Annotated in this window: 1 protein-coding gene; it reads right to left on the bottom strand. The window is 59.1% G+C overall.

What is annotated here, in order from left to right; all coding sequences use genetic code 11:
* Positions 1 to 174 precede the first annotated feature (174 nt).
* On the bottom strand, positions 175 to 279 hold a 105-nt coding region (locus ACSQ3I_RS28145; protein ID WP_436004487.1), incomplete at its 5' end, for a helix-turn-helix transcriptional regulator.

The raw sequence follows: 279 nt of genomic DNA on the forward strand, positions 1-279 counted from the left end.
AGCCGATGCCGAAGCGCTGCGCCAGATGACGCGCCGCCAGGGTTTCGGATTGATTTTCGAGGAGGGTTTCGGTAGGGTTCTGGTTATCAAGCACCGTGCCAACAGCTTTGATATTCAGAACCCGGTGGTGGCTATGCCCCGCCGGGTTTCGCTTTTCTGTCATGGCTGCCCCCGTTACGCTGCACGCTGGGCCTTAGCCTGCTCGATGCAGGCCATGACTTCGGAGTGAACAAACCGGGAGAGCGTGCCGATCTTAATCGGCTTGGGCAAAGTGCCGTC

Origin of the sequence: Rhizobium sp. LjRoot30, from assembly GCF_964253915.1 — a bacterium.
Taxonomy (GTDB): domain Bacteria; phylum Pseudomonadota; class Alphaproteobacteria; order Rhizobiales; family Rhizobiaceae; genus Metarhizobium.